Here is a 6,160-nt window from a genome sequence, read left to right as displayed (position 1 = left end):
TCTTTTTATCAGTCGGTTATTTCAAAACCGCTTTCTTCAGGCTCTGACGATTTCCTGTCTCCGGGCTTCTCATCGCCCACCAGCAGGTTAAGCAGCACGCCGGACAGGATGCACAGCAGCACGCCATTGCCCAGCAGGAGCCGCCACAGCCCGGCAAGATGGGTAAACAGATCCGGACACGCCATGGGCAGCACGCCCAGCCCGATGGACACGGCGGCGATCAGCCCGTTGCGCGTCCCCTCAAAACGGACATGCAGCAGTTCGCGCACCCCCCCGATCGTGGTCATGCCGAACATGACCAGCCCGCAGCCCCCAGCACCGGCGGCGGCAGGGCCGCGATCAGCGCGCCCAGTTTGGGGAACAGCCCCAGCCCGATCATGACCACGCCCGCCGCCGCCACGACAAAACGGCTGCGGATATCGGTTATGGCGATCAGGCCGGTATTCTGCGTAAAGGCGTTATAGGGAAAACTGTTGAACAGGCCGCCAAGGATGGTGGACAGGCCATCGGCCCGCAGTGCGCCCGCTATGGTCGCGTCGGTTACCGGCATATCGACCACCCGCCGATCGCCAGGCAGTTACCGGTGGTTTCCGCCACGATGATGACCATGCTGAGCAGCATGATGACCACCGGCATGACATGGAATTCCGGCAGGCCGAACGCAAAGGGCGTGCTGATGGCAAACCAGGCGCGTCCGCCACCATGCCGTAATGTCCCATGCCGCATAGCGCAGCCAGGATACTTCCCGCCAGCAGCCCGACCAGCACGCTGATATTGGCCACAAACCCCTTGCCCCAGGCCTGTACCGCCACGGTGATGAGAATGGTGACGAAAGCCAGCGCCAGATTCGCGACGCTACCGAAGCCCGGCGAACCGGGCGCACCCCCGCCGCCAATCCACCGCCCCGCCACCGGCACCAGCGTCAGCCCGATAATGGTGATGAGACAGCCGATCACCACCGGCGGGAAAAACCGCATGAGCCGCGCCATGACCGGGGCCAGAAGCACCATGGCCACGCCCGCACCGATGACCGCGCCAAAAACCGAACGCACCCCGTAGATCTGCCCGATCAGCAGCATGGACGCCAGCATGGCGAAGGATGACCCCTGCACAATGGCAGGCGCGAGCCGAATTTCCAGAACCCCACACTCTGCACGATCGTGGCGATGCCCGATGTCATGAGCCCGCAATTGATCAGCAGCACCGTCTGCGCGGTGGACAGATGCATGGCGGCGGCGAAGATAAGCGGCACCGCCACCGTGCCCGCATACATGACCAGCGCGTGCTGGAGGCCAAAGGCGAACAGCATGCCTGCGGGCAGCATTTCATCAACCGGGTGTGTCGTGCCCGTTGTCACATCCATTTCCCCAGACTACAGGTCCGCACCGTTCATAACGGCGAAGCGGCACTGACGCAAAGAACCCCGCCCTTGTTCAAAGGCGGGGTTCTCCCATGCGTGAGAGTGATCAGAAGGAAGTGGAGACCGTCCCCGTCATGGTGAAGCGCGGTTCGACCATGAAGGAGTTGCCTTCAGCCAAACGGCCGTTGGCGGCACCGTAGAACACGGGGTAGGTCGACCCGCCCTGCTGGCCACCGTGATAGATCGCCCCCATCGCGCCCGTCCGGACAATGGAGCCGGTCAGGTTGGTGAAGTTCAGGCGGAAGGTCGGGGACTTCGCATACATGAACGGCTTGAAGTGATAGCCAAGCGACAGGGTATCCGTCACGTAGCCGGGAATACGCTCGCTGTTGTCAAGCGCCACCGACTGCGGGCCGGTGTAGTGCAGGCTGCCGTTGGCGAAGAAACCCTTGTACTTATACGTCAGGCCAAAGTTCGCCATGATGCGCGGCGCCATGATCGCCTGCTTGCCCTTCGCGGCATAGGTAATGCCGGAGTTGGGGTCCGTAACGTTCGAATCCTGTGTCGCGTGCAGGTATTCAAACGATGCATACGGGCTGAAGCCATGGAACGGACGGGTCGCGATCATGGCGTCGAAGCCGCGCATGGTCTGGTTGCCCGCCTCGATCGGCATGTACTGGTTGGCGCCGATATAGGTATCCATGAGGCGGTTGGTCACGTTGTAGTTGAACAGTGACAGATCAAACATCACGTATTTGTCGTGGTAACGGTAGCCCAGTTCTTCCTTGATGGAATACTGGTTCTTCAGCATCTTGGAATATTGCGGGTCCAGCCAGCCCAGATCGGTCGCGCTCGGCTCACGATAGTCGCCTTCCGCGTTGATGTAGATCTGGTGGTGATCGTTAAAGGTATAGCCGATCGACAGTTGCGGCAGCGGCTCGGTGGTATTGGCGCCCATCCGGCCGGAAGCCGTGCCGTTCTTGCCATAGACCCATGACCCGGTATTGGGGTTGGAGGTCCAGCCCTTGTCCCACGCATCGGACATGACAAACTTGAAGCCTGCGTGAATCTGCAGCTTGTCGTTGAAATATTTAGCCGTGTCCTGAATGAACAGGGCATGCAGTTCGTAGCCCGCATTCACGCCAGTCGTGCCATACCCCGTCTGCTGATAGGATGGCCAGTTCGGGCTGGGGTCCGCACCATTGGCCATGGTGCTGCTGGTCGGATAGTTCTGGATGGTCTGGTTGTTTTCATACCAGTAGCCAAACGACAGGTAGTTGTGCTTGTCGAGATGGCGGCCCATCTTCGCCACGACACCAACCTGACGTGCTTCATTTTCCAGGAAGTAGGCGGTCGAGTTATTCTGGCCCTGCTTCACATCCCAGTACGGACTGCCGTTGGCGGTGGTGCCCGACGGGGACACATAAGGCGTGCCGTTACCCGGCGAACCATCCCAGCCCTGACCAAAGCTGAAATAGGGCTGCAGGTCGAACGTGAACTTCGCGGGCAGCACGACATGGATCGGGGCCGTCAGGAAGATCTGGTTCCAGTGGTCGTTATTGTTCTTCCAGTAGTTGTCACTGGTCGGGTCGGAGTTACGGCCGTAGCCGGTGCCGTTGTGCTTGTATGCCTCGAACGCCTGGCTGTCGGGATAGGCGTCAATCGTGAAGTCTTCGTAGTTCCATGAAACGAACAGCCGTGCATTGGACCCGTTGGCCCAATCCTTCTGCAGCCCGAAATCGATGTGCTTACGCGAGTTGATGCCCGAACCCATCCATGAACGTGAATGCGTGTTGGAGAACGAGAAGAAGCTGCGCACGCCGGTATTGCCGATGTCACCCGATTCAAGACGGATGAACTCACGCGACATGTTGTTCGTCCCGTAGGAGAAATCCGTCATGCCGCCGAATTTGTGCGATGCCGTGTGGGAACGCTCGCTCAGCACACCGCCGGCAGCGGACATGACCGGCAGGTCAGTGCCCGCGCTGCCGGGCGTGACTTCCACGCTCTCGAGGTTTTCGGAATCGATGTCTTCGTTGAGGTATTTGGCAGCCGCCGCGGGCGCGCCGTCCAGCATAAGCCCCATATCCAGATCGGTCAGGCCACGGGTCTGGATCTGGCCACCTTCCATGCCCGAAGGATCGGGCGTGGTCACGTTCATGCTGGGCAGGTTCTTGACCAGATCAAGCGCGGTGCTGGTCGGGTTGCGCATTTCGATAAACTGCTTGCTCACGGTCTGGACCGCATGGGGCGCCGTTTCCAGCCGCATCATGCCGCCGCCACCATCATTCGCGTGCCGCGAGGACGCGACATGAATCTCTTCCGGGCCCTGGTGGTCAACCACACCGGCAGGCTTTGCCGCAGCCGTAGTCGTGGCCGGTTTCGCGGCGGCTGTATGTTTCGGTGCCGTGGCGACACGCTTCGTGGCCTGCTGCTGCGTCTGGTCCGGCGTTGCCGCCTGCGCCCAGCCATCGGCCCCCGTGGCGATACAGACCGTGCCCACCAGGCACGACATGGCACGCAGGCGCGCTTTCAGCCCCGGCATGCCCAGCCCCGCGAGACCGGTGCGACCGCCCACATTCCGTACCTGGCGTTTTACCGCGCTATAAATATCCCGGCCCGTCTTCATTCATTCCCCCGCAAATCTGTTTGCGCCCCGATGTTCCGGCGGCCCTACCGTTTTCCAGTGGCAGCCATCCCCGTCTGCCTTGACTACCAGCAGGCCCAGCCTGTTCCAGTCCTGCCGCAGGTAGTTACGGAACCTGAACATTCCGCATATATGTTGACTTATGAAATACACATGCGCCCGGAAAGTTTAAAAAATGCAACGCGCTGTTTATCTATTTGACAACACCGTGTCACCCTCTTTCCCCTCACGACACATCTTACTGATAAATAACGATTCTTCCTGTTTTTGATAACAGGTTTCATAACGTAATGACACAGAACAGCGGCCAACAATGTAGGCTTTGTGTCTTTGGTGCCACAGCCATTACAGCCCGCCCTGCCCGAAAAAAAGGCATTATCGCGCTGGCCCCACGGCATAAAAAAAGGCCTCCCCCGAAGGAGAGGCCGTTTTCATTGACCAGACTCTGGACCTGATCAGGACGACACAGCTTACTGCGCATCCATGAACTGATCGCTCCCCACGATACCGAGCTTGCTTACGCCAAGCCGCTGCGCATCGGCCAGAACCCGCGCCACGACCTTGTAGCTGGCCAGACGGTCCGGGTGGATGTGCATTTCGGGCTGGACCGGCTGCGCCGCCGCTTCGGTAAACCGGGCCTGAAGGGCCGCATCATCCGGAACGGGTTCGCCATTCCAGGTAATGGTGTTGTCAAAATCGATCGCCACCGTATCCACTATCGGGTCCGGCTGGGGCTGGGACGGCGGGGGATTGCCCTGCGGCAGATCGATCGAAACCGAATGTGTCTGAAGCGGAATGGTGATGATCAGCATGATCAACAGCACCAGCATGACGTCGATCAGCGGCGTGGTATTGATATCAACAATACCTTCATCCTCTGTCGTGCTGTTTGAGCCGATATTCATGCCCATGGTGTCTACTCTCCCGAAAATGGCCGGGGTGCGAACCCCGGCCGGGAATGGATATCAGCCGTGCGGCTGTTCGGTAATGAAATCAATGTGGACGATACCCGCCTGCTGACAGGCCGCGATGACCCGGCCCACGCCCTCGTAATGCGCGGCCTGGTCCCCACGGATCTGGATCTGTGGCTGCGGATTTTCCACCGCCACATGCTCCAGATGGGATTCGAGATCGGCATAGCTGCTGAGCGGCGTCTCGTTCCAGTATGTCTGCCCCGTCGGCGTCACCGCCACGACGATGTTGTTCTGCAACGTCCGGGTGGGCTGGTTGGCATCCATCGGCAGGTTCACCTTGATGGTATGCGTCGCGACGGGGATGGTGATCAGGAAGATGATCAGCAGCACCAGCATGACATCGACAAGCGGTGTGGTGTTGATGGCCGACACCACCTCGTCTTCATCGTCGCCACCTCCAACTTGCATTCCCATGATCAGGCCACCCGGTTATCGATAGTCGTTGTGGTCGGGGAGTTGTCGGCATGGATGGTGATGTCGCCACCATGACGATACCCGCCCATCAGGATCGACTGCACGTCGGCCGCGAAGTTGCGGATGCGGTCCATCGCCCCCTTGTTGCGGCGCACCAGCAGGTTGTAGCCCAGCACCGCCGGCACCGCCGTGCCAAGGCCGATGGCGGTCATGATCAGGGATTCACCCACCGGACCGGCCACCTTGTCGATCGAGGCCTGACCCGCGATGCCGATGGCCGTCAGCGCGTGATAGATACCCCACACCGTGCCGAACAGACCCACGAACGGGGAGGTGGAGCCCACCGTGCCGAGGAAGGCGAGACCGCCCTGCAGCTTGGTCTGGATCACGTCAACCGAACGCTGGATGGACATGGTGGTCCAGGAATGCAGGTCGATGGATTCCTGCATCGTGCCTTCGTGGTGTTCGGCGGCCTTCACGCCCGTATCGGCAATGTAGCGGAACGGGGAGTTGGCGGGCAGGGCGGCGGCACCGTCCTTGATGGAGCCCTTGGTCCAGAAATCGCTGACCACCTGCTTGGCGGCGGCCATGACGCGGGCCTGCTCGAAGAACTTGGTGATCATGATGTACCATGTGCCAAGCGACATGAAGACCATGATCAGCAGCACGCCACGGGCGATGAAGTCACCATTGGCCCACAGCGCGCCCAGACCGTAGGGATTGCCCTCCGGCGCCTTGGGGGCGTCGGCCGGTGGGGTCGCGTCC

4 protein-coding genes and 2 pseudogenes are annotated in these 6,160 nt (G+C 60.4%); all 6 read right to left on the bottom strand.

The window, feature by feature from the left end:
• Nucleotides 1-8: 8 nt before the first annotated feature.
• Nucleotides 9-550, bottom strand: a pseudogene (locus JCM25156_RS32065) (solute carrier family 23 protein).
• Nucleotides 459-1,273 (bottom strand): annotated as a pseudogene (locus JCM25156_RS32060) (solute carrier family 23 protein). Before JCM25156_RS32060 ends, JCM25156_RS32065 begins: the two co-directional pseudogenes overlap by 92 nt.
• Before the next feature lie 193 nt (nucleotides 1,274-1,466).
• Nucleotides 1,467-3,989 (bottom strand): TonB-dependent receptor, encoded by a 2,523-nt coding sequence (locus tag JCM25156_RS08250; protein WP_025812737.1) that lies wholly within the window; start codon nucleotides 3,987-3,989, stop codon nucleotides 1,467-1,469.
• A 488-nt stretch (nucleotides 3,990-4,477) separates the two neighbouring features.
• On the bottom strand, nucleotides 4,478-4,918 hold the full coding sequence (locus JCM25156_RS08245; RefSeq protein WP_025812736.1) for an ExbD/TolR family protein: 441 nt from the start codon (nucleotides 4,916-4,918) through the stop codon (nucleotides 4,478-4,480).
• A 54-nt stretch (nucleotides 4,919-4,972) separates the two neighbouring features.
• Complete coding sequence (locus JCM25156_RS08240; RefSeq protein ID WP_025812735.1) at nucleotides 4,973-5,395, bottom strand: ExbD/TolR family protein; 423 nt, start codon at nucleotides 5,393-5,395, stop codon at nucleotides 4,973-4,975.
• A 2-nt stretch (nucleotides 5,396-5,397) separates the two neighbouring features.
• On the bottom strand, nucleotides 5,398-6,160 hold a 763-nt coding region (locus tag JCM25156_RS08235; protein WP_025812734.1), incomplete at its 5' end, for a MotA/TolQ/ExbB proton channel family protein.

The sequence above is a fragment of the Komagataeibacter kakiaceti JCM 25156 genome, from assembly GCF_000613305.1.
The sequence above is the reverse complement of the archived record's forward strand: the minus strand, read 5'-3'. Positions and strand labels throughout refer to the sequence as shown.

Coding starts and splice junctions, on each gene's coding strand:
- JCM25156_RS08250 (WP_025812737.1), bottom strand. CDS start 3,989: ATGAAGACGGGCCGGGATATTTATAGCGCGGTAAAACGCCAGGTACGG.
- JCM25156_RS08245 (WP_025812736.1), bottom strand. CDS start 4,918: ATGGGCATGAATATCGGCTCAAACAGCACGACAGAGGATGAAGGTATT.
- JCM25156_RS08240 (WP_025812735.1), bottom strand. CDS start 5,395: ATGGGAATGCAAGTTGGAGGTGGCGACGATGAAGACGAGGTGGTGTCG.